Source organism: Nitrospira sp. CMX1, assembly GCF_054902215.1.
Window position 1 is genome coordinate 1 of record NZ_JBUBKD010000015.1, and the last position, 20,192, is coordinate 20,192.

The following is a 20,192-nucleotide window of genomic DNA, read 5'->3' on the forward strand; positions in this document are numbered from 1 at the left end:
CCAAAAAGTTTGAGGAGGCACGACCATTTCCTCATGATGTCTTTGAATACTGGAGTGTAACGGATCGAGTTTGTTAGTAAAATATTTGCCTTCCTCTGTTCAAAGAAACCGCGGTGAACTTCTCTTCAGGTAACTTGCCATTATTTGCTCGGCGAATTTCTCCGGCATCTAGGGTGATACGACCATCGCAGTTACTCTGCCGTCTCTAGGCGAGAGACGTTAGCTTGAAGGGAAGTGTGGTCGGGGCTATGGATTTACTAAGGCAACGCTGGTAGCCACATTCGTCTGATAGAGGCACTTTCTCATTTTGTATTACCTGCCGCAACGACCCTCCGCGACAAAATATGCGTGAGCCGCTAACGATCGCAGATCAGTCGATACATCTGCCGGTGATCGATGGACTGCGGGGAATAGCTGTGCTCATGGTGTTGCTCGTACATACATCACAGCGAGTCGGCAACGTCAATTTACAGGCATTCCAATTTCCCTTCATCGGTGAATTTATAAACGGAGGGGCGCGAGGCGTGGAGCTGTTTTTCTTGCTCAGTGCATTTACGCTCTTTCGATCGTCGAAAATGAAATATGCGGAAGAGTCGAGTCCGAGACGAAATTTTTATATCCGCCGAGCTTTCCGAATTTTGCCCCTTTGGTGGCTGATAGTTACTCTGTATGTGGCATGGCAAGGACGCAGTGTAAGTGAGAGTTTGCCCAGCTATCTGCTTTATTTCGGCTTTATCCGATATCAACCTGGTACAGACGTCTTCCCGTTGGGCTGGACGATTTTTGTGGAGGAAACATTCTATTTGATGTTGCCGATTGTCTTCGGATTCGTACAGAACGTTCGTCGTGCTGCCTTATTCTTTGTTGTCATGTGGGTGATTCACAAGCTTTGGAGAAGCATCGCCATTTCTTCCGGGGTGCCGAATACGAACGGCTTTATCGATTTGTTTCCGTTTGAGCATTGGCCGACATTGGCATTAGGAATCGTACTGTATTGGATCTATTCGGACGGGGTAACGTATCGGAAGCTCCAAGGTCGGAGGTATGCGTGGGTCCTTGACAGCGTTGCGGTGCTGTTGTTGCTGCTTACTCTGGGGGGGACTCGCACGAATGCGTCTTTTGGACTTGCCGTCATGATCCTGGCTGCACTGTCTGAACACACTGTGATAGGAAGGCTGTGCCGGTCAGCGTGTTTGAGGTATTTTGGAGTGAGTTGCTATTCCATCTATCTGCTGCATTTCCTCGTGCTGGATCTGTCTGATGGGTTGAAGGAGTCTACATTCAGCTTTCTCGGTGTGGATCAGAGTCCCGTAGAAGTGAAATTGCTGGTTTGGCTGCCGGCGGTCGCACTACTGTGTTTGGCCCTGTGTTCAGCTGTGTTTCGTGGGATTGAAAAGCCTTTTGTTGGTCTAGGTAAGCGACTCATCAGACGGCTTGAGGATAACCAAGTCAAGGTGTTGCCGCAGTCTGAGCCGGTGGCCTAAACGAACATTGTAGCCGGGAACGTCTGTATGGCCATCGCACCATGAGGGATTTTTTCCGCAACAGTGTCATTGCTCGGTGGGGGGCGGCTTTTCTTGGCCCACACTTCTTGACAAGTGTCGGAGCATTACCGCGCTATCTTTCGGATTGGGGTGTCTACCAGAGAGCTGCGTCACAAGCGCTCTCTTTCCGCGATTCCTATCCGTGCCTCGCCGACCGTGTTCTGACCACACCGTTCGACCCGCACTATTTTTTTCAGGCCGCGTGGCTGGCACGGCGGCTGTGCCGGACGGCACCTTCTCTTCACGTTGATATTGGTTCGAGCGTCATGATGCTCAACGTGCTAAGTGCCGGGATCAAGACCGCCTTCGTGGATTATCGTCCGCTCCAGGTTCACCTCTCAAACCTCATCCCGCTTGCTGGAGATATCGTTCGATTGCCGTTCCGTACGGGGAGCATCAGGTCGTTGTCGTGCCTGCATGTGCTCGAACATGTGGGACTTGGCCGATATGGTGATCCGATAGATCCAGCTGGAAGTGAACGTGCGGCTGGGGAACTTCAGCGTGTGCTTGCAACCGGAGGGAGGTTGTTTCTGTCGGTTCCGGTCGGCCGTGAGCGGGTCTGCTTCAATGCACATCGAGTATTTGAGCCGAGCACGGTTCGTGGGCTCTTTCAGGGGTTGGAGCTTACGTCGTTCTCTCTTGTCGATGATGCCGGACGGTTTCACGAGGAAATCTCGCCGGAGGCGGTGGATCCCCTCGATTATGGATGCGGTTGTTTTGAGTTGGTGAAGACGCGTGAGTAGCGGGCTGCGTACCTGGCTCGCGAAGAGCGACGTATTCTCCTACAATGTCGTGTTGCGTGACCGTTGGATTGCACGACAGGCTTCGAAGTTACAGTCCGGCACGAGACTGCTCGATGTGGGAGCGGGATCTTGTCCCTACCGAAACCTGTTTGCGCATTGTGAGTACCGCTCCCAGGACTTGCGACCGCTACAGGGGGAGCAATTACGGTTCGGCGGCTATGGTCAGATCGATTACGTGTCTGATCTGGCGTCCATTCCTGTTCCTGAGAACAGCTTTGATGCGGTACTGTGTACCGAAGTACTGGAACATCATCCTGAACCGATTAAGGTCGTACACGAATTGGCGAGAATCATGCGACCTGGAGGAACGCTGATCCTGACGGCACCGCTGGGATCGGGAATCCACCAAGAGCCGTACCATTTTTATGGCGGGTACACACCCTGGTGGTACGAGCGTTTTCTGACGGCTGCGGGATTTGAGGAGATCACGATTGAGCCGAATGAGGGCTCGCTTCGATTTTTTGGCCAGGAGTCGTTGCGTTTCATTCGGACGACGAATCCGTTCGGTTCAGGTATCCCGATCCGGACGCGAGCGTGGTGGCTCCCGATCTGGATCGCATTGTTGCCCGTCTTGGGTTTAATCGTACCGGTATCATGCACATGGTTGGATCAATTCGACCGCGAGCGACGCTTTACGGTCGGCTATCATGTCACCGCGCGGCGAGCTCGCTCGACGTAATGTATGAAGATTCTGTGCGTGATGGGAGAACATGCCTATGGCGATCCTTCGCGTGGCGAAGGGGTCGAACACGCACATTTTCTCCCGGCGTTGCAGCGACTCGGGCATCACGTGACGTTCTTTGAATCATTTTCTCGAGAACCATACGAAAGTTTCACCGAGCTTAACCGCGCGTTGCTGAAACGGGTGGAGGAAACAGCACCAGACGTCGTTTTCTGTGTGCTGATGCAATACGAGGTGTGGATTGAAACCATCCGGCTGATTCGGAGCAGCGGGATCTCCGTCCTCAACTGGTCGACCGATGATTCATGGAAGTATTCGATGTTCTCCAAGTTGATCGGTACGGAGTTTGATCTCTTTGTGACGACATATCCGGAACTCGTTGGCCAGTACCACCGTGACGGGATAGGGAGCGTGTATGTCTCCCAGTGGGCCGCTAATGCCGAAACGCTGGCGCCACCGGTGTCTGCCGGTTCATGCCGGTATGCGGTGAGTTTCGTCGGCGCGGCGTATGGAAATCGTCCCGCCATGATCAAAAAACTCCGTCGGGAAGGAATTGATGTCGCCTGTTTCGGCCATGGCTGGCCGGAAGGGCCGGTTGAGGCCAAGCGGGTCGGCGAGATCGTTCGAGAGTCACAGGTGAGTTTGAATTTCAGTGAAGGGGCGCATGGAAATACTCGGGGTGCGTCCGGTCGGCAGATCAAGGCCCGTGTTTTCGAAGTGCCGGGTTACGGAGGGTGTCTCTTGACTGAGCGGGCACCCAATCTGGAGCAATATTTTCGTATCGGAGAAGAAATCCTGTCGTTTGAGGGAGAAGACGAATTGGTTCGAGCGGTCAAGACCCTTCTTGCCCGTCCTGATCGACGGGACCAGGTTGCGCAGAATGGTTTTGAGCGGGTGCGACGCGAGCATACCTATGATCGCCGTTTTGATGAGATGCTCAAAGAGCTTTCCGGGCGGGTAAAGAAACGATCACGCGTGCCGATTGGGTGGTCGGTGTTTGAGGTTGCAGCCGGTGGCCACCGTCTGGGGCCGGTGCTTGCGACGATTCGTTCATTGTTGCTGGGGGTGGCATCTCTCATCTGGGGCAGGCAGCGAGGTCCACGAGCAGCGCGTCGATTGGCCTTCGAACTGTCTTGGCGTCTCCGGGGAGCCTGGACCTATCGTGCTGCCGGGTGGCCCGGGCGACTCTTTTATCGAGAAAGCTGACGGTGCCGGATCCCCTGGTTTCAGTGGCCATGTCGGTGCATGACGGAGCCGGAACGGTCGCTGCGGCGATTCGCTCGATTCTCTGGCAGACGTTTCCTGACTGGGAACTGATTCTCGTCAATGACGCATCTACTGACGGGACTAGTGGTATTTGCCGTCGCTTCCAAGATCCGCGCATTCGCCTGATTGATGAGACGGAACAGAGAGGGCTGGCCGTGAGACTCAACCAGGCGGTCAATTCCGCACGGGGAAAGTATATCGCTCGCATGGATGCCGACGATATCGCCTATCCTGAGCGATTTGCCAGGCAGGTCGATTATCTCGAGTCTCATCCCATCATCGATTTGGTGGGGCACGGAGCCGTCTTGTTCAAGCAGAATGGAGAGGTCGTCGGGCTCTATCCGAGGGCGATCAGTCACGAAGACATTTGTCGGCGGCCCTGGTGGGGATTTCCATTTGCCCATCCGACGTGGATGGGCAAACGATCTTGGTTTCTGAACGAGCGATACGATGAACGGCTGATGAAGGGACAAGATCAGGAGCTACTTCTCCGAACCTATCGGAAGAGTCAATTTGCCGCCCTCCCGGAATGCTTGCTGGGCTATCGGATCGAAAACATATCCATCCAGAAATCGGCGAGGGGACGTGTGGCCTACTGCCGCCGGCTCCTGGTCGATATAGACGACCTCACTTCGTTGAGCCATGCGGTGAAGGGTATCGGGATTCATAGTATCGCGCTCGCACGAGATTTCGTCTTCGACCTGGTCGGAACAGTTGGGGAAAAATCCCGCAGGTCATTTCTTTCCGCAGATCAGTCGGTTCGGGCAGAGTGGGACGCAATTTGGCGCCGCTCAGTATCCGAACAGGCCTGTTCATGACGTAGTCAGCCGTTCGTTCTCTCGATACCTGTCTATCACGATGTGCGGATTTGCCGGTGTCTTAAACTACAAGCAGTCGGATCTCAGTCGGGTCGTGTCCAAGATGATCGAGGCGATTCGTCATCGAGGACCGGACGATTCAGGTGTATGGTGTGAACCGTCCGTTGGACTGGGTATCGGGCATGCCCGATTGTCGATTCTGGACCTGTCGCCAGCCGGTCATCAGCCGATGGCCTCGACTTCTGGCCGGTATGTTCTTGCGTTCAACGGTGAAATTTACAACCACCTGGATCTGCGTGTGCAGCTCCCCAACAGATCCTGGCGTGGACACTCGGACACGGAGACACTTCTGGCGGCTTTCGAGATCTGGGGAGTCGAAAAAACTCTTCAGGCCAGCATCGGCATGTTCGCCTTGGCCTTGTGGGATCGGGTTGAGCAACGGTTGATCCTGGCTCGCGACAGGGTCGGAGAAAAACCGCTGTATTACGGGTGGTGCCGAGGATCCTTTCTGTTCGGCTCGGAACTGAAATCGCTGGCGGTTCATTCGAATGCGGGTTTTGAAATCGATCGAAGTGCGTTGGCCTGTTACATGCGCTATGCCTATGTGCCCGCACCGCACTCGATCTATATCGGTATACGGAAATTGCTTCCTGGGACCTACCTCAGCATCTCGCCGGCTGATCCAGCCGGGCACTGGCCGCAACCTCAATCGTATTGGTCCGCCGTAGCGGTTGCTGCGCAGGATACCCGAGTCGACTGGGATGATGGGACGGCCGTGGAGGAGCTGAACCGCCTGTTGAGTATCGCAGTCAAAGGGCAAATGGTTGCGGATGTGCCGCTCGGCGCATTCCTCTCGGGCGGCATCGATTCGTCTACGGTCGTCGCGCTGATGCAGGCGCAGTCTGCCAGGCCGGTAAAGACTTTTTCACTCGGCTTTGCCGAAGGTGACTACGACGAGGCGAAACATGCAAGGGAGGTTGCGACGCATCTCGGCACCGATCATACCGAATTGTATGTCACGCCGGGCGATGCGCTGGCCGTCATTCCGAAGTTACCGACCATCTATGATGAACCGTTCGGTGACTCGTCCGGAATTCCCACCTATCTGGTGGCGAAATTGGCGCGTCGCCAAGTCACGGTGTCCCTGTCCGGCGATGGCGGCGACGAATTGTTTGGAGGCTACAACCGCTATTTTTGGGCGCGATCAATCTGGGATCGGATCGGGACGGTGCCGGTGAGGATTCGCCGGTTGTTAGGGCATGTCCTGACCCTCTACTCACCTGAGCGGTGGAATCGAGTAGGTCTGGCGATGCGGACAGTGTTGCCGAACCGTTTCCGGATGGCCGCGTTGGGGGATAAAATCCACAAGCTGGCCGAGGTGATGGATGTCGCCAGCCCCGAAGATCTCTATCGACGACTGCTGTCTCAACACCGAGAGCCTGGGACATTGATAATCGGTGCGGAGGAATGTCCGATCTGGGCAGATGAGCAGGCTGCCCGGTTGGAGCGGGAAGATTTCAGCGAGAGCATGATGTTTCATGATCTTGTCGGCTATCTCACGGATGATATTCTGACCAAAGTGGATCGTGCGGCGATGGCCGTGAGTTTGGAAACGCGGATCCCGTTTCTCGATCATCGCCTCGTGGAGTTTGCCTGGAGAGTGCCCCTGCATTTGAAGATCCGCAACGGGCAAGGAAAATGGCTTGTGCGGCAGGTGCTTGACCGGTATGTGCCGCGTGCGTTGATCGAGCGTCCGAAGATGGGGTTTGGGATCCCGCTCGATTCATGGTTGCGAGGCCCCTTGCGCGATTGGGCTGAAGAATTGCTGAGCGAACACCGCCTTCGCCGGGAGGGGTATCTCTCTCCGGCGCTGGTTCGGCGCAAATGGGGGGAGCATGTATCGGGTCAGCGGAACTGGCAACACTGGCTATGGAATGTGCTGATGTTTCAAGCCTGGTTAAGGGATTATGACCGGTCGTCCACGACTGTTGTACCTCATCACTGAAGACTGGTATTTCTGGTCTCACCGGTTGGATCTGGCTCGTGCTGCACGAGATGCGGGGTTTGACGTGACCGTTGCCACTCGCGTGACGGACCATGGAGAGCGGATCCAAGCAGAAGGATTTCACGTGATCCCAATTTCGCTGTTCCGGCGGAGTCGCAACCTCCTTCGGGAGTTGGGTGCCGTCATGGAATTGATTGGCGTCTATCAGCGTGTTCAGCCGCATCTGGTTCATCATGTGGCGATGAAACCCATTCTCTACGGATCCCTGGCGGCCTGGATGGTTCGGGTGCCGGTCGTCCTCAACGCATTTGCCGGTCTCGGCTATCTGTTTACAGATTCTGAACGACAACGAGGGGGGCTGCATTGGATCCTCACAACGGCGTTACGATCGGTCATTGAAAGGAGTGGCTCAACGGTCCTATTCCAAAATGAGGCTGATCGCGACGAGTTGGTGCGGGCCGGCATCGTTCGAGCATTGCGCACCCGCATTATCGCCGGGTCAGGGATCGATGTCACCACGTTCTCAGTGAAGCCCTCTCCTCAGGGGACTCCCCTCATTGTGTTGCCATCGAGGATGCTGTGGGATAAAGGTGTCGGAGAGTTTGTTGAGGCGGCCCGCGATCTCAAGGAAAAAGGAGTGGATGCTCGGTTTGTGCTCGTCGGCCGTTGTGATGAAGATAATCCGGCTGCCATCGAACGGGAACAATTAGCACGATGGGTTGCTGAAGGAGCCGTCGAGTGGTGGGGGCATCGGGATGACATGTCGGCTGTCTATGAAGGGGCGACGCTTGTCGTGCTGCCTTCCTATCGGGAAGGCCTGCCGAAAGTGCTTCTAGAGGCAGCGGCCTGTGGGAAAGCGATCGTGGCAACGGACGTTCCGGGCTGTCGGGATATTGTGAAGGATGGGGTCAACGGTGTTCTTGTTCGACCACGCGATTCATCCAGCCTTGCCAGGGGTATTGCCCATCTGCTGTCGGATCGACACACCCGCGAGACGATGGGAGCGAAGAGCCGCGAGATGGCTGTGGCCATCTGGGCCGGCCCCAGGATCAGTGAGCAAGTGCTCGCCCTGTACCATGAGCTGCTGAACACCTCCTCTGTGATGAATCGCTCGCCCAGGTACGCGTGACCAGCGTCTTGGTGACTGGAGCCGGAGGGTTTGTAGGAACGGCCCTCATTCCCGAACTTGTCCGAACGGGATTCAGGGTGCGGGCGTTCTTACGAGGTTCGTCGACAATCCCCTCCTTCCCGCCTGAGGTTGAGGTCGTCGTGGGTGATGTGTGCGATGAAAAACAGGTGAAGGAGGCCATGGGTGATTGTGATGCCGTGGTGCATCTTGCGGCCAAGGTCCATGCGATGGATGGCCATGGCCATGAACGAGAGTATACGGCAGTCAATGTGGAGGGAACCAGGCATGTGCTGGACGCGGCCGTGGATGCTGGGGTGACTCGTCTGGTGTTTGCCAGTTCGGTCAAGGTGTTTGGTGAAGAGACTCAGGGGTGTATGGGCGAAACGTGCTCACCGGATCCTCAAACCCCCTACGGATGGTCCAAGTGGAAAGCGGAACAGCTTGTTTCCGAATACTCGAACCGCGGTGACGTGACGACAGTGTCGCTCCGTTTGCCGATGGTCTATGGCCAGACGAAGAAGGGGAATCTGTTTCGGATGATTGAGGCAATAGACGTCGGATATTTTCCCCCGTTGCCGCCGCTTCCGGCCGTCAGGAGTCTGTTGCACGTCGGCAACTGTGTGCAGGCGGTGCAGCGGTGTTTGCAGGTGCCACGGTTCGATCGTGCTGCGTACATTGTCGCGGATGCCGATCCCTATTCTGTGACCGATCTCTATGATCAAATAAGGGTTGGATTAGGCAAGGGTCTTCCACGCTGGCGGATACCACTGTGGGCTCTCAAGGGCGGTGCGCGATGCGGGGACGTGTTTCAGGCTGTGAGCGGACAACGTGCGCCGTTGACGACGGAGCATCTGACGAAGCTGATCGGGAGTGCATGGTACAGTCCGGCTGCATTCATGCGCGAATGTGGATATCGTCCCCTCTATTCATTCGAGAAAACCGTTCCCGAGTTGATTGCATTTTATCGACGATCGATCGGTGCTGACCCGTGTTAGGATTCTTTGGAGCGTCTCTTCTGTCTTTGGATGTATGGCAAATCTTCGTTTGCTGTTTCTTAAGATGGCCGGTAATGATATCTTGAATTCTACGTACCACCACTTGGTCCACCTCGATGGGGCTGTGATGGAGCTGCATCGTCATCGTTCATCTTCAGAGCGGGCCGGCTGATTGGATGATGGTGCAACAACACCCATGATGATGTTTGTCCTGCCTGCACTCTTGGCCTTTGTATCTGCCTGGTGGCTCACAAAGAACTTGTGTTCGCCGAAGTCATTCCTCTCCGTTCTTGCTCATCCCAATGAACGGACCTTGCATGCAAGGCCGACTCCCCAGACCGGAGGGTTGGCCGTCGTCGGCAGTGTCGTGATCAGTCTTATCCTGGCCGCGAGTATGTTGGCCATTACTCAACCCACGAAGCCTGTGTTGCCGAAGGGAATGGCGTCCGGGAGTGTCTGGATTGTCACCTCGATGCTCCTCATTTTTGTCGTGTCCTTCATCGATGATTGGCGTGGGCTCCCCGCTGTTCTCCGACTGGGTGTCCAAGCCGGCTCCGCTTGCATCATTATTGGGGGGGTCGGGTTGACCTTGTCTTCTATTCCAATACCCGGGGGACCGACCATCTCGTTGGGGATTGTTGCCGTTCCCGTCAGTGTCTTTGTCCTGCTGTGGATGGCGAATCTCTATAACTTTATGGATGGGATGGACGGTTTTGCCGGTGGAATGACGTTTTTCGGGTTCGGATTTCTCGCCTACTTCGGGTGGCTGGCGCAGTTTCCGGTCATGCTCGTGATCACAGTATTTGTGGCGATGAGTGCGCTGGGATTTCTTCTTCATAATTTTCCACCGGCGCGCATTTTTATGGGGGATGCGGGAAGTATCACGATCGGATTTTTGGCTGGGACTTTGATGATCCTTGGGGTTCGCGAACGAGTGTTCGAGATATGGGTTCCGATGATGATCTTTTCCCCATTTATCGTGGATGCGACAGTGACGTTGACCCGCCGGTTGTTCCGACGGAAGAAGATCTGGGAAGCGCACCGGGAGCACTATTACCAGCGGGTGGTGTTGAGCGGATGGAGCCATCGGCGGACTGTTCTCGTGGAGTATGGGGTCATGATCCTGTGCGGAGGGCTGGCCCTGTGGTATCACCACTCAACGGAGAGTCTGCGGCCGTTCATCCTTGGGGCATGGATGATCTTGTTTGTTCTCCTTGGGGTGTTCGTGTCTAGGTTGGAGCGCAAGGCAATACGTATGTCCCCTGTTTTGGGCCAGACAGCAAGGGGGGGCAAGAAAAAGATGCAAGCTGTTCCCACCGAAGACTCTTCCAGAGTGCCTGTCAAAGCCTAATCTACACTGGCTCGACTTGCCCTATCGTGATCGATGAAAAGAATGATCTATTGCGACTTGCGCTTCAGTCCCACGACGAAGGACGCCTCTTTTGTCGAGGTAGTTCTGAACCACTGGATCTCTTTAAAGGAACTATCGACGGGTTAGAGCAGGATAGGTCGTTTGTGAAGTCCTGCGATATTGCGAAGGAACTGAAAGCATTCGGTCTGAGAGGGCGGTGATCAAAGACCTGGTTTCTTCTTTTCAGAAGTTCCTGACCAGCTTTGCATATCAATGATACGTGTCTCACTCGAACGCGTACAATTTGAAGCGAGACGGGCAGCGGGTTGGACGACAACTGCGCTCGGGTTCACTATTCCGATTTGGGTTGTGGCGGATAGCATTCTTGTCGGGCTGCTCATTGTATGTTGGGCGGCTTGTGGCGAATGGCGCGAAAAGCTCCGGCGAGTCGCTACGAATCCCGTGGCTGTGGGTGCGATGTTGTTGTTCGCCTGGTTGTTGCTTGGAGCTTTGTGGGGAGAGGGAAATTTGGAAGAACGGGCCATGTGGGTCAAGAAGTACGCCTATCTCCTGTTCATCCCCTTGTTGATTTCGATATCGATTGACGATCAGGAACAATATCGTGCACTCCTGGCGCTTGCGGCAGCACTGGTGGTGACGCTGTTGCTCTCTCTTGTCTTAAGTGCGGGGTTATTTATACCTAAGGAAGGCCTTACGTGTGATTCACATAACCCTTGTGTATTCAAGAAACACACGACTCATAATTTGCTGATGGGGTTCGGTGCCTTACTGTTTGGTGTGCTGGCTTGGAAGTCTTCACAACGCTGGGGCCGATGGGGGTGGGGGGTGGCTGCCTGCCTCGCCGCAAGCAATGTCCTATTGATGGTGCAAGGCCGCACAGGATATGTGGTGTTGGCTGGACTTGCCATGCTGGTGTTCCATGCTTGTTTGGGGTGGCGAGGCATGATGGCAGCGGTCCTCTCCCTCAGTGTGATGTTTTCGATGGCCTATCATGTTTCTGCTTCTTTTCACGATCGGATTGATCTGGTGGCAACCGGTGTCATGCGGTGGAACCCCCAGATGGCTACGTACGATGGGGTTACCGAGCGGATGGAGTTTTTTTATCACACGGTCGAGATCATTCAGGATCATCCGCTGATGGGGGTTGGTACCGGAGGGTTTGCGAAGGCCTACGCTGTCCGTGTCCAAGATCTCGGCTTGCCTGTCCCAACTCATCCTCATAATCAGTACCTCCTGGTCATGGCTCAAGTTGGAGTCGTTGGGATCTCCCTGCTGCTCTGGCTTTTTGTGCAACAATGGCGATCAGCAGCCGTTGCCGTTGATGCCGCTGCCGGACTGCTTGCTCGAGGCTTAGTGGTTACCATTGCAATCGGTTGTCTGTTTCAACCTGCGCTCACAGACCATACCGAGAAATTGTTCTACTGCTTGTTTTCCGGTCTCCTGTTTTGCGGGACGACTCCACAAGTTGAGGCTAAGATATGAAGGTTTCAGTCTATATCATCGCCTACAACGAGGCTAAAAAGATTGCCGATACCATTAACAGTGTGCTCTGGGCGGACGAAATCATCGTGGCCGATTCTGCCAGTACCGATGAGACGGCTCGGATCGCGCAGGATTTAGGAGCCTGCGTCGTTCAGATTCCGTTCCGGGGGTTCGGTCATCTGCGAAATCAAGCCATTCAATTCTGTACGCATGAATGGATATTCAGCCTCGACACGGATGAACAGTGTACGCCGGAGGTTCGTGACGAAATCCTGATGATCCTGTCCGGGACACCGGCTCACGACGCCTATTTTGTACCAAGGCGGAATTACTTCATGGGACGTTGGATCAAGCATTCCGGCTGGTATCCCAATTTCCGTCAGCCGCAACTGTTCAAGAAAGGATGCATGCAATACGCGGAATCACCGGTCCATGAAGGCTACGAATTATTGACGGCCAAATCGGCGGGCCGACTGGGACATGCCATTTGGCAGATTCCCTTCAGAGATTTTGAAGAAGTGGTCAAGAAGGCCAATCGTTATTCGTCCCTTGGATCGGCCAAGCTCGCTGGTCAACATGTATCGATGGGAACGGCCTTGTGGCACGGTATCTGGTCGTTCCTCAAACATTACGTGGCGAAACGTGGATTTCTGGACGGCTGGCCTGGGTTTGTCATTGCCTTTGGAAATTTTGAAGGCACGTTCTATCGGTATGCGAAACGGTTTGAGCAACAGGAACTGTGGGCGCTCCCCAAACAAGCACCGCTTCGGCGCCCTGATGACGCACCTTCCAAATGAAAACAGCCTTGATCGTGACGACCTACAATCGACCGGATGCCTTGGGAGCGGTACTGGAAGGGTATTGCCGTCAAAGTGATCAAGATTTTGAGCTCGTAGTTGCCGACGATGGTTCGAAGGAGGACACGGCAGACGTTGTGCGGCAGTTTGCACAGCGCGCACCGTTTCGGCTCACCCATGTCTGGCATGAGGATCGCGGGTTTCGAGCCGCGGCCATTCGCAATCGTGCCGTCGCGTCGACCGGGGCCGACTATATCGTGTTTACGGACGGAGACTGTGTCCCCTTCTGTGATTTCGTGCGTGTCCACAAACAGCTTGCCGAACCGGGATACTTTCTCGGTGCCAATCGCGTGTTGCTCGCGGCTGAATTGACGAAGCGTGTGCTGTGCCGACAGGTGTCGATTCATGCCTGGGGTGTCCTCGACTGGGTTCGGTCCTGGTCGAAGAGAGAAGTCAATCGCTTGCTTCCATTGATGGAATTGCCGGATGGTCCGTTTCGAAAGTGGACGCCTGATCGCTGGGAAGGCATCAAGACGTGCAACCTGTCCGTATGGCGTGACGACCTCATCCGTGTGAATGGGCTGGATGAGTCGTATGAAGGATGGGGGTTGGAGGATTCTGACTTGGTCATTCGACTGCTCCACGCCGGAGTGAAGCATAAGAGCGCGCGCTTCGCCGCGACGGTCTTTCATTTATGGCATCCGGAGCAGGATCGCATGCGGTTGCCCGACAATCAGAAACGCCTGGATGATCTTCTACGCTCTTCGGTGGTTCGAGCTGCGGTTGGACTCGAACAAGGCCACGAAGCGTCCCTCGATCGGCAATCTTCAGCAACGTGACGGGTGATGCCATGAAGCGGGATTTTCACAGCGTGTTAGTCGTCTGTACGCGCCGAATCGGGGATGTGCTCTTAGCTACCCCGGTCGTTCGCTCGCTCAAGGCCGCATTGCCGCACGTGATGATCGACATGCTCGTATTCGAAGGGACCCAAGATATTCTCTCGGGGAATACGGATATTCGACGAGTGTGGACCATCGTTGAACGGCCAGGGCTTCGTCCTCATCTCGCGTTGCTGGGAGCACTGTGGCGACGCTACGACGTTGCCCTGTCGGTCCTTGCAGGGGATCGCCCGACGTTTCATGTCTGGGTCGCAGGACGGTATCGCATAGGGACGCTGTTGCCCGATAAGAAATCCTGGTGGAAGCGGAGGTTGCTGAATCGCTGGGTCCCGTTCGACAATCTGTTGACCCATACGGTTGCCATGAATCTTCAGCTACTGGCCCCATTGGGAATCGCACCCTGTGGGACTCCCGTGGTGAGCTGGACGGATGAAGATGCGCGAGCTGTGTGCGCACTGTTTCCTGATATCCGAAGTGGTCAGCCTTACGTGGTGTTACACGTGTCCCCGAAGTTTGCCTACAAGACCTGGACCGTCGCGGGATGGGTGGCGCTTGGTCGGTGGCTGATTGATCGTGGGCTGATCGTCGTGATAACCGGAGTCGACTCGGCTGAGCAGGCGTATTGCGATCAGATTATCCAGGGGCTCCCCAAGGCTGTCAATTTGATCGGCCAGGTGACCTTGCCGGCCCTGGGCTATCTGTTAGGTCGCGCTGCATTATATGTAGGAACTGACACGGCCGTCAGTCACATGGCTGCTGCCGTCGGTGTGTCGTCCGTTGTGCTGTTCGGTCCGTCAAACCCTGTGAAGTGGGGACCGTGGCCGAAGGATTTTCTCTCAACCGCACGGAGCCCATGGCATAAACAAGGATCGCAACGACAGGGAAATGTGTGGTTGCTTCAGGGCGAGGGGGAGTGCGTCCCTTGTCTGGCTGAAGGGTGTGAGCGTCACGTGAACAGTCTCAGCGAGTGCCTGCAGCGATTGTCTGTGCATCGAGTCATCCAGGCTGCCGACGCCATGCTCCGAGAACGAGAGATTCACGTGGCAGCGCCAACCAGCGTATGAAACAGTCAGCTGCAAAACTGTTCCATTCCTTCACGGGACGATTTGGAGACCGGGTACTCGGGTACCGATCGATTCTCGTCATCGGTACGGAACTCCTTCTGATTTTCGCAGCGAACCTGACGGCATTTGCGCTGCGATTCGATGCGGATCTTCCTCCCGAGTATCGGAGAATCATGTGGGATTTTATCCCTACCGTGCTGCTGGTCTACGGTATCGGCTTGTGGGTGTTTGGCATTCAGCGAGGGCTCTGGAGATATGTCGATCTTCACGACCTCTGGAGAATTCTGTTGGCCGCACTGAGCAGCGCGGCGGTTTTTTACGGAGTGATCCATCAACTTGGCGGTGTAACGCAGTATCCTCGATCCGTGATCATCCTGACGGGCCTGTTGACGGCGCTGTATTTGGCAGGTATCCGATTGGCTGTGCGGGGGTTCCGGGAGTGGATTCAGATATTCGATCCGAGTGCGCGACGTGTCTTGATCGTCGGCGCAGGACATGCAGGTGAACTGTTAGTCAGAGACATGCTGTACGATGCAAATTATCACTGCTGTCCGGTGGGGTTCGTCGATGATGATCCGATCAAGCGCAAGATGCGCATTCACGGGATTCCGGTCGTGGGAGCCATGACGGATATCAAGAAAGCCGCTGAGCGGTTGAAGGTCGACGAAATCATCGTGGCCATCCCGTCGGGTTCCACGACGGTGAAACAAAAGATTCTTGCGGCGTCAGAAGGCTGCTCAGTGCCGATCAAGACGTTACCCGATGTCAAACAATTGCTCGGTGATCTTGTCTCTCTGCAACAGGTGCGGCCGATGCGCGTCGATGATTTGCTCCAGCGTGAGCCAATCAAGACAGATTTTCACGAGCTGTTCCCCCACATCAGTGGGAAAACGCTCCTTGTGACTGGGGCAGGAGGTTCGATCGGATCGGAACTCTGCCGGCAGATTGCCCAGTATGGACCTCAGGCACTGGTCTTGTTTGAGCGTTACGAGAATGCGCTGCATTCACTACTGCTGGAGTTGCACGCAGCCTTTCCGATGGTAAAGATTGTCCCGGCCATCGGAGATGTGACAGTTCCAGATCGCGTTGCGGAAGTGTTTCGCCAGACTGCCCCCGATATTGTGTTTCATGCGGCCGCTCACAAACATGTTCCGTTGATGGAACTCAACCCGAAAGAAGCCATCCGCAACAATATATTAGGCACGCGAGTGGTCGCCGAGGCCGCGGTGAAAGCAGAGGTCAGCCGATTTGTCCTGATCTCCACAGACAAGGCCGTCAATCCATCAAGCGTGATGGGTGTGACCAAAAGAATTGCCGAGCATATGATGCAGGCGTTCAATAGTCCTGGTCTTACGAAGTTTACGGTGGTGCGGTTTGGGAATGTGCTGGGCAGCAACGGGAGTGTGGTCCCTTTGTTCACCGAACAGATCCGTAAAGGCGGGCCGGTGACCGTCACTCATCCGGAGATCAAACGATTTTTTATGACGATTCCAGAAGCGGTGCAGCTGGTGCTCCAGGCGAGTGTAATGGGGCGTGGAGGGGAAGTGTTCGTCCTTGATATGGGAGAACAGATCAAGGTGGCCGATTTGGCCAGGAACATGATTGTCTTGGCCGGACTGGTTCCCGGGAAAGACATCGACATCGTCTATACCGGCCTGAGGCCTGGAGAGAAGATGTACGAAGAACTCTTTGAGGAACAGGAACACGTTGAACCTACGGTTCATGCGAAAATCAATCGAGCGAGCGGGGCTCCGGTTTCCGTCGGCGAGCTGGATCAATGGCTGGAGATGTTGCAGACGAACCTCCCCCATTGTGATGAAGATGAGCTACTACAAGATCTCAAGCGATTGGTGCCGAGCTTTCAACCGTTTATCTCGCAGAGCGTCTCGTAGTTTTCCGATATTCAGTGTTGATTCCTGACTGGCGTGATATCGTCAAGCCTGCATGGTTGACTCACTCAAACCGAGAAGAATGGGAAGTATTCGTTTGGAATAGGAGACTAGGCTATGAAAGGTGTTGTGCTGGCCGGAGGACTTGGCACGAGATTACTACCCCTCACCAAAGTCACGAATAAACACCTGCTTCCCGTGTACGACCGACCCATGATCTACTATCCAATTCAAACGCTTGTCAATGCTGGTGTGACGGAAATCATGTTGGTGACAGGGGGGAGCAATGCAGGCGACTTCTTGAAGTTGCTTGGGAACGGGAAAGAATTCGGGCTTAAGCATCTCAATTACGCATATCAGGAAGGTGAAGGCGGTATTGCCGACGCACTTCGATTAGCCGAGCACTTTGCCGATGGAGAACCGATCTGCGTCGTGCTGGGTGATAACATCATTCAGGGGAATGTCGCCAAGGCAGCGGATCGCTTTCGTCGCCAGAAGGGAGGGGCTAAGATCCTCCTGAAAGAAGTGAAGGATCCGCAACGATTTGGTGTCCCGGTCCTGAACGGGGAACGGGTGGTAAGGATCGAGGAGAAACCACTCCATCCTCAATCGTCCTATGCCGTGACCGGCATCTATTTTTATGACCCGCTGGTGTTTGAGTATATCCGTTCACTCAAACCGTCGGCGAGAGGCGAATTAGAAATTACCGATGTCAACAACGCCTATATCAAGGCCGGACTGTTGACATGGGATCTGCTTGAGGGATGGTGGACGGATGCGGGCACCATTGAGTCACTCTATCTGGCCAATCAACTGGTTGGACAAACCGGTGCCAACCATCTTGCCGAGGCAGCATAGATGCGTATACTTGTTACGGGCGGTGCCGGTTTCATCGGCTCCCATCTGGTTCGCCGCCTCCTCGCGTCGTCTCAGCATCAAATCGTCAATCTTGACGCGCTCCGATATTCGGGGAATCTGAACAATCTTAGCGCTGTCAGCGGGTACCCGGCCTACACCTTTGTGCAGGGGGATGTTTGCGATGCCGAATTGGTGGCGTCTGTGCTTCATGATCATGGGATCGAGGGCATCATCAATTGTGCGGCTGAGACGCATGTGGATCGGTCAATATTGGAGCCTGGTACCTTTGCTCGTACCGATGTCATGGGAACCGGGGTGTTGCTTGAGGAAGGGCGCCGTTTCGGTGTGACGCGCTTTCTTCAAGTCAGTACCGATGAAGTGTACGGGGACCTCGAGTCCGGTTTTGCGACGGAGGATGATCGGTTGGCACCACGAAGCCCCTATTCGGCGAGCAAAGCCGGCGGTGATTTGCTGACGTTGAGTTACTGGACCACGTACCGGTTCCCTGTGATTGTGACGAGAGGCAGCAATACGTATGGCCCCCATCAATATCCGGAAAAATTTATTCCGCTCTTCGTCACGAACGCGATTGAACACCAACTGCTGCCGTTGTACGGTGATGGAAGACAACGCCGCGATTGGCTTGCCGTGGAAGATCATTGCGCTGGAATCGAGCAGGCATTTTTCCATGGTGAACCGGGGAATATCTACAATATCGGCGGAGGGAATGAACGGGAAAATATTGTGGTGGCGGAACAAATTCTTACAGGCCTGAACAAGCCGAGGGCGTTACTGCGATTCGTGACGGATCGGCCAGGCCATGATCGACGTTATGCCATCGACAGCCGGAAACTTCGCCGCCTCGGTTGGGCCCCGGTCGTACCGTTTGAAGAAGGGCTGAGTGCGACAATTCGGTGGTATCAAGAACATGAATCCTGGTGGAGACCCATTAAGTCGGGAGAGTTCCGTGCCTATTACGAGCAGGTCTATGGGAAACGCCTTCAGCAAGCCTAGATCGACGGCTCGATAGGAATGAACCATGGTTCGTAGGTAGTGTACGGAATCCGACCCCTCGACCTAATATCATGCGTATTCTGATCACCGGGGCCGATGGACAACTGGGAAGTGAGCTGTGTCGAGTGCTGGGGTATGAAACAATCATCCCCATGACGTTGCCGGAATTCGATCTCGCGAAACCGGATATTGAAGCCCAAATTGTAGCCGCCTCGCCAGACCTCATCATCCATGCGGGTGCCTATACGGACGTCGATGGTGCGGAGCGGGAACCAGACAAAGCGATGGCGGTCAACGCCGAGGGAACCCGACAGATTGCAGCGGCCGCGTCACGGCTTGGAGTGCGTCTGATCTATATTTCCACCGACTATGTGTTCGACGGACAACAGTGCATGCCCTATCGTGAGCAAGATGAGCCACATCCGATCAATCAGTACGGATTTTCGAAATGGAAGGGTGAGCAAGCGGTGTTGGTCTCCGGTACGAACTTCCTCATTGTCCGGACGGCCTGGTTGTTTGGGGCTGTTGGAAAGAATTTTGTGAAATCCATCGCACAGGCATCGCAGCGCGAGGCGGTGTTACGGGTTGTGGATGATCAACGGGGCTGCCCTACGTTCGCTGAGGATCTGGCCTATGCGATCGTGGCATTGATGACAAAGGATGTGGTTGGGGTCATCCATGTCACGAATCGTGGTCACTGTAGCTGGTATGAGCTGGCCAGAGCCGTTGTTCGTGAGATCGGGGCGGACTGTCCTGTTCTCCCGATTACGACCTTGCAGGCCGGCCGCCTGGCGAAGCGTCCACAGTATTCAGTCTTGAGCGATAGTCGCTGTGCGTCGTTAGGAATCGTGTTGCCTGAATGGAGTCAGGCACTCGCACGATTCGCGACGGGACCTGGCCTGTCTTCAGCAGAGCCGCAACACGCTTCCCTGCCACATAGCTAATTATCTTTTCAAAGGTTCGACGACTCGCTAAGATGGCGACCATACATAGCGAGTCGGATACCCATCCGGTTCTCAAACAATGCACCGATGAAGCGCCAAGCTCAGGGGGGACCTCCCCGAAATCTTTTGCAGAATGTTCGTCTCTTCGCCACCGATGTGGACGGAGTCCTCACCGATGCCGGTATGTACTACTCTGAGTCCGGTGACGAGTGGAAGAAGTTTAATACGCATGATGGGATGGGTATCAAACTCCTGCAAAAGGCTGGGCTCATCACGGCAATTGTGACGCAGGAGCGAACCAGATTGGTCGCACGGCGGGCAGAAAAGCTGGCGATCCCTGAACTCCACCAGGGCGTGATGGATAAGTTGTCGGTGATTCGGGAAATGGCCTCACGGCATGGCATTGCGCTCAAGCAGATTGCCTATATCGGGGACGATGTGAACGATATTGAAGCGTTGAAGGCCGTGGGGCTGTCGGCGGCTCCGGCAGATGGTCTTCCGCAAGTGCTGGATATCGTCGGCTATGTCTGTCAGAAGAAAGGTGGAGAAGGAGCAGTCAGAGAACTCGCTGAGTTGATACTCCAATCTCGAACCGAAGCGAAGGGGACCAAGCGGAGGAGGTGAGGAGAAA

18 protein-coding genes are annotated in these 20,192 nt (G+C 54.9%); all 18 read left to right on the top strand.

Annotation, left to right across the window (positions count from 1 at the left end):
* Window positions 1-344: 344 nt before the first annotated feature.
* Window positions 345-1,484 carry an acyltransferase family protein gene (locus tag ACYX34_RS05190; RefSeq protein WP_462075492.1) on the top strand — a complete coding sequence of 380 codons (1,140 nt, stop codon included), beginning with the start codon at window positions 345-347 and terminating at the stop codon, window positions 1,482-1,484.
* Between the two features lie 41 nt (window positions 1,485-1,525).
* The gene (locus ACYX34_RS05195) at window positions 1,526-2,287 is read left to right on the top strand and encodes a DUF268 domain-containing protein (protein WP_462075493.1); all 762 of its coding nucleotides are present in this window, start codon (window positions 1,526-1,528) and stop codon (window positions 2,285-2,287) included.
* Window positions 2,280-3,026, top strand: a complete 747-nt coding sequence (locus ACYX34_RS05200; RefSeq protein ID WP_462075494.1) for a class I SAM-dependent methyltransferase — start codon at window positions 2,280-2,282, stop codon at window positions 3,024-3,026. The genes ACYX34_RS05195 and ACYX34_RS05200 overlap by 8 nt, the downstream gene beginning before the upstream one ends.
* Window positions 3,027-3,029: 3 nt before the next feature.
* On the top strand, window positions 3,030-4,235 hold the full coding sequence (locus ACYX34_RS05205) for a CgeB family protein (protein ID WP_462075495.1): 1,206 nt from the start codon (window positions 3,030-3,032) through the stop codon (window positions 4,233-4,235).
* Window positions 4,236-4,264: 29 nt separating this feature from the next.
* Complete coding sequence (locus ACYX34_RS05210; protein ID WP_462075496.1) at window positions 4,265-5,113, top strand: glycosyltransferase family 2 protein; 849 nt, start codon at window positions 4,265-4,267, stop codon at window positions 5,111-5,113.
* Window positions 5,114-5,153: 40 nt separating this feature from the next.
* Window positions 5,154-7,118 (top strand): asparagine synthase (glutamine-hydrolyzing), encoded by a 1,965-nt coding sequence (gene asnB / locus ACYX34_RS05215; protein ID WP_462075497.1) that lies wholly within the window; start codon window positions 5,154-5,156, stop codon window positions 7,116-7,118.
* On the top strand, window positions 7,081-8,247 hold the full coding sequence (locus ACYX34_RS05220; protein WP_462075498.1) for a glycosyltransferase family 4 protein: 1,167 nt from the start codon (window positions 7,081-7,083) through the stop codon (window positions 8,245-8,247). Before asnB ends, ACYX34_RS05220 begins: the two co-directional genes overlap by 38 nt.
* Entirely contained in the window at window positions 8,244-9,242 is a 999-nt protein-coding gene (locus tag ACYX34_RS05225) for an NAD-dependent epimerase/dehydratase family protein (RefSeq protein WP_462075499.1), read from the top strand. Before ACYX34_RS05220 ends, ACYX34_RS05225 begins: the two co-directional genes overlap by 4 nt.
* Before the next feature lie 196 nt (window positions 9,243-9,438).
* Entirely contained in the window at window positions 9,439-10,593 is a 1,155-nt protein-coding gene (locus ACYX34_RS05230; protein ID WP_462075500.1) for an MraY family glycosyltransferase, read from the top strand.
* Between the two features lie 273 nt (window positions 10,594-10,866).
* On the top strand, window positions 10,867-12,096 hold the full coding sequence (locus ACYX34_RS05235) for an O-antigen ligase family protein (protein WP_462075501.1): 1,230 nt from the start codon (window positions 10,867-10,869) through the stop codon (window positions 12,094-12,096).
* Window positions 12,093-12,893 (top strand): glycosyltransferase family 2 protein, encoded by an 801-nt coding sequence (locus ACYX34_RS05240; RefSeq protein WP_462075502.1) that lies wholly within the window; start codon window positions 12,093-12,095, stop codon window positions 12,891-12,893. Before ACYX34_RS05235 ends, ACYX34_RS05240 begins: the two co-directional genes overlap by 4 nt.
* Entirely contained in the window at window positions 12,890-13,732 is an 843-nt protein-coding gene (locus ACYX34_RS05245; RefSeq protein WP_462075503.1) for a glycosyltransferase family 2 protein, read from the top strand. The genes ACYX34_RS05240 and ACYX34_RS05245 overlap by 4 nt, the downstream gene beginning before the upstream one ends.
* Window positions 13,733-13,743: 11 nt before the next feature.
* Window positions 13,744-14,856: a glycosyltransferase family 9 protein gene (locus tag ACYX34_RS05250; RefSeq protein WP_462075504.1), complete on the top strand. Its 1,113-nt coding sequence runs from the start codon at window positions 13,744-13,746 to the stop codon at window positions 14,854-14,856.
* Window positions 14,853-16,748 (top strand): polysaccharide biosynthesis protein, encoded by a 1,896-nt coding sequence (locus tag ACYX34_RS05255; RefSeq protein ID WP_462075505.1) that lies wholly within the window; start codon window positions 14,853-14,855, stop codon window positions 16,746-16,748. Before ACYX34_RS05250 ends, ACYX34_RS05255 begins: the two co-directional genes overlap by 4 nt.
* Before the next feature lie 114 nt (window positions 16,749-16,862).
* On the top strand, window positions 16,863-17,603 hold the full coding sequence (locus ACYX34_RS05260) for a sugar phosphate nucleotidyltransferase (protein WP_462075506.1): 741 nt from the start codon (window positions 16,863-16,865) through the stop codon (window positions 17,601-17,603).
* On the top strand, window positions 17,604-18,617 hold the full coding sequence (gene rfbB, locus ACYX34_RS05265; protein WP_462075507.1) for a dTDP-glucose 4,6-dehydratase: 1,014 nt from the start codon (window positions 17,604-17,606) through the stop codon (window positions 18,615-18,617).
* Window positions 18,618-18,688: 71 nt separating this feature from the next.
* Complete coding sequence (rfbD, locus tag ACYX34_RS05270) at window positions 18,689-19,561, top strand: dTDP-4-dehydrorhamnose reductase (protein WP_462075508.1); 873 nt, start codon at window positions 18,689-18,691, stop codon at window positions 19,559-19,561.
* A gap of 87 nt (window positions 19,562-19,648) precedes the next feature.
* Window positions 19,649-20,185: a KdsC family phosphatase gene (locus ACYX34_RS05275; protein WP_462075509.1), complete on the top strand. Its 537-nt coding sequence runs from the start codon at window positions 19,649-19,651 to the stop codon at window positions 20,183-20,185.
* Window positions 20,186-20,192: the final 7 nt, after the last annotated feature.

Bases quoted from the DNA above. Each gene is read 5' to 3' on its own strand.
- ACYX34_RS05250 (WP_462075504.1), top strand. From the start codon at position 13,744: ATGAAGCGGGATTTTCACAGCGTGTTAGTCGTCTGTACGCGCCGAATC.
- ACYX34_RS05210 (WP_462075496.1), top strand. From the start codon at position 4,265: ATGTCGGTGCATGACGGAGCCGGAACGGTCGCTGCGGCGATTCGCTCG.
- ACYX34_RS05275 (WP_462075509.1), top strand. From the start codon at position 19,649: ATGAAGCGCCAAGCTCAGGGGGGACCTCCCCGAAATCTTTTGCAGAAT.
- asnB (WP_462075497.1), top strand. From the start codon at position 5,154: ATGTGCGGATTTGCCGGTGTCTTAAACTACAAGCAGTCGGATCTCAGT.
- ACYX34_RS05220 (WP_462075498.1), top strand. From the start codon at position 7,081: ATGACCGGTCGTCCACGACTGTTGTACCTCATCACTGAAGACTGGTAT.
- ACYX34_RS05235 (WP_462075501.1), top strand. From the start codon at position 10,867: ATGATACGTGTCTCACTCGAACGCGTACAATTTGAAGCGAGACGGGCA.
- ACYX34_RS05205 (WP_462075495.1), top strand. From the start codon at position 3,030: ATGAAGATTCTGTGCGTGATGGGAGAACATGCCTATGGCGATCCTTCG.
- ACYX34_RS05195 (WP_462075493.1), top strand. From the start codon at position 1,526: ATGAGGGATTTTTTCCGCAACAGTGTCATTGCTCGGTGGGGGGCGGCT.
- rfbD (WP_462075508.1), top strand. From the start codon at position 18,689: ATGCGTATTCTGATCACCGGGGCCGATGGACAACTGGGAAGTGAGCTG.
- ACYX34_RS05255 (WP_462075505.1), top strand. From the start codon at position 14,853: ATGAAACAGTCAGCTGCAAAACTGTTCCATTCCTTCACGGGACGATTT.
- ACYX34_RS05245 (WP_462075503.1), top strand. From the start codon at position 12,890: ATGAAAACAGCCTTGATCGTGACGACCTACAATCGACCGGATGCCTTG.
- ACYX34_RS05240 (WP_462075502.1), top strand. From the start codon at position 12,093: ATGAAGGTTTCAGTCTATATCATCGCCTACAACGAGGCTAAAAAGATT.
- ACYX34_RS05230 (WP_462075500.1), top strand. From the start codon at position 9,439: ATGATGATGTTTGTCCTGCCTGCACTCTTGGCCTTTGTATCTGCCTGG.
- ACYX34_RS05190 (WP_462075492.1), top strand. From the start codon at position 345: ATGCGTGAGCCGCTAACGATCGCAGATCAGTCGATACATCTGCCGGTG.
- rfbB (WP_462075507.1), top strand. From the start codon at position 17,604: ATGCGTATACTTGTTACGGGCGGTGCCGGTTTCATCGGCTCCCATCTG.
- ACYX34_RS05260 (WP_462075506.1), top strand. From the start codon at position 16,863: ATGAAAGGTGTTGTGCTGGCCGGAGGACTTGGCACGAGATTACTACCC.